At 49.6% G+C, this 3,020-nt stretch carries 2 protein-coding genes; both read left to right on the top strand.

Going from position 1 to position 3,020, the window contains the following annotated elements; translation table 11 throughout:
* A partial coding sequence (locus VIM87_RS10680; RefSeq protein ID WP_331996986.1) for a DUF445 domain-containing protein occupies positions 1-340 on the top strand: 340 nt, incomplete at its 5' end.
* A gap of 312 nt (positions 341-652) precedes the next feature.
* Positions 653-3,020: outer membrane beta-barrel family protein (locus tag VIM87_RS10675; protein WP_331996985.1), on the top strand; the 2,368-nt coding region annotated here is incomplete at its 3' end.

The raw sequence follows: 3,020 nt of genomic DNA, 5'->3' as shown, positions 1-3,020 counted from the left end.
CCTGGTAGAGGATCACCTGGAACACTTCCTGCGCGTAAAGCTGCCGGACGCCATGCCGGTGCTTTCCATGTTCATTGGCGACAGTACCATTAAACAGATCAAGGACGTACTGGTAAAAGAGCTGGACACCCTTTTCCCCATGATGATAGCCCAATACCTGGACAATGTAAAAGACGAGCTGGACCTGGAACGCATTGTTACCGATAAGGTAGCGGCTTTTTCTTCTGATAAGCTGGAGCAGATCCTGCAGGGGATTATGGCGCGCGAGTTCCGTTTTGTAGAGATCATTGGCGGTGTGCTGGGTTTCGTGATCGGGTTGCTGCAGCTGCTAATGGCGTAAGAACGGGTAGAAAAATGTAAAATCATAAATGCAAAATTTAAAATGTAAAAGTTGAGTGCGGCGATCCACTGCATTACTTTTACATTTATTATTTAATATTTTACATTTTACATTCCTTAAAGCCCCAGCTGATTGTTAATTACTGTTAAGACCTTTTACCGCTGTTTTTATAGGTTTCCTCGGCTAAAATACCCCATTCGTCATATTAGGCAAACCGGCATATAAATTACCGATAATTTTGTGCCCGGCATCGAACCCAAATCACCTGTTAATATTTTCACACTACAATTAAGATCAACGAATATAAGAGCGATGAAACAATGGTACGTTTTACTGGCTGCAGTCCTGTTAGGACATGCATCCTTACATGCGCAAATACCAGTTATGCCCGCTACCGGCGGTAAGCAGGGAGCGGCGGCAGGCGCCCGTGGCGGCGCTAACGGCCAGCGGCAAATGCCCCAGATCGGGCATGTGTATGGCAAGCTGGTAGATGCTGACACTAAAAAACCTATCGGCTATGCGGCAGTAGCCCTGCTGAAGCTGCGCGATTCCAGCGTGGTAACCGGTATGCTCACCAAAGAGAACGGCGAATTTAACTTTGAGAACCTGCCTTTTGGCACCTTTAATATGCGCATTACCTTCATGGGTTATGGCAGCATCTATAAAAAAGTGGCCATCAGCCCCCAGACCATGGACCAGGACCTGGGCAACCTGAAAATGCGGCCGGATTCCAAGCTGCTGGGCACCGTGGAAGTTACCGGGCAAAAAAGCGCCTTTACCATGGGTATTGATAAAAAGGTGTTTAACGTAGACCGTAACCTGGTAAGCGTAGGCGGCACCGCGCAGGATGTGCTGAAGAACGTACCGGCCGTGAATGTGGATATTGACGGGAATGTAACCGTACGTAATGCCTCCCCCACCATTTTTGTGGATGGCAAACCCTCTACCCTTACCCTGGACCAGATACCGGCAGACGCTATTGAAAGCGTGGAGCTGATCACCAACCCCTCTGCCCGGTATGATGCAGAAGGCATGTCCGGCATCCTGAACATTGTGCTTAAAAAGAACCGGCGTGCAGGCATTAACGGTATGGTAACCGCAGGTATTGGCACCGGCGATAAATACAACGGCGGCGGCAACATCAATGTGCGCCAGGGAAAGGTGAATGTATTTGCCAACTACATGGTGAATGCCAACCGCAACTGGGGCGATGGTACTACGGACCGCACCAACTACCTGAACGGCGATACCAGCTTCCTGCGCCAGCAGAGCAACAGCCGCAGCACCCCTACTTTCCAGTTTGGCCGCGTAGGGTTGGATTATTACCTGGATAACCGCAACACCATCTCTGTTTCACAGAACATTGTAGACGGTAATTTCAAAAACTACGAGGACCTGCGCAGCACCTTTAACAAAGGCGATTCCCTGAGCAACCGTATCAATAATAACAAGTTCGGTTTCCGCAACTACACTACTGCGCTGGATTTCAAACATACTTTCGCAGAACCTAACCGGGAATGGTCGGCCAGTGTTAACTATAACTACAGCACCAACAACCGCAACGGTGATTTTAATACACAGCCGCTTACGCCGGATGGCTTACCTACCGGGCAGCCCGCGTTGCAGAACAACCACTCCGACGGCAAAACCACCTTTATTACCGCGCAAACGGATTATACCGATCCTATTGGTAAAAATGGTAAACTGGAGCTGGGTTTAAAGACCACCCTCCGCAATTACAGCAGCATTTACAACGTGTACGACCAGGATACTATCACAAAGGGTTACACCTTTAACGATCTGCTCTCTAACGACTATAAATACAAAGAGCAGATCTATGCAGGATATGTTAACTACTCCGGCACCGTCGGTAACTTCGGCTACCAGGGCGGCCTGCGGGTGGAACAATATGTTTACTCCGGCGAGATCCCCAGTGAAGGCATGAAGTATAAGCCTACCAAAGCCACACCGGGCTTCTTCCCCAGCGTATACCTGTCGCAGAAGTTTAAGAACGACCAGGAGCTGCAGCTGAACTATAGCCGCCGCGTAACCCGGCCCAACTTTTTTCAGCTGATCCCTTACCGCGATTATACCGATCCGCTGAACCAGCGCGAGGGTAACCCGAACCTGAAACCGGAGTATACCAACAGCCTGGAATTTTCCTACGCCAAGAACTGGAAGAACAGCAATTTCCTGGGTTCCATTTACTACCGGAATACCAATAACCTGCTGTCTACCATCAGCGTGCCTTTAGGGAAAGATACCCTGCTCACTACCTTTGTGAATGCAGATAAGAACAACTCCTACGGCGCGGAGCTGACCGGTAAAAAAACCTTCTTCGGCATATGGGATGTTACGGCCAACGTGAACCTGTACCGCACAGAGATTTCCGTAACACAGGATAAAGAAGTATTTAAGAACAGCAACTTTAGCTGGAATGCAAAGCTCAATTCAGAGACCAAGCTGCCGGCTAACTTTACGCTGCAGGTCAGCGGTAACTACCAGGCGCCAACTATAGCCCTGCCTAACAACAGCGGTGGCGGCGGTGGTGGACGCGGCGGCGGAGGCGGTGGCTTTATGATGGTGCCCACCTCTGCCCAGGGTACTATTAAAGGCTTCAGCAGTGTGGATGTAGGTTTGAAAAAGGATTTCCTGAAGAACAAAACAGCCTCCCTTACCC

Origin of the sequence: Chitinophaga sp. (assembly GCF_036569125.1) — a bacterium.
In the GTDB taxonomy this organism is placed as follows: domain Bacteria; phylum Bacteroidota; class Bacteroidia; order Chitinophagales; family Chitinophagaceae; genus Chitinophaga.
The sequence above is the reverse complement of the archived record's forward strand: the minus strand, read 5'-3'. Positions and strand labels throughout refer to the sequence as shown.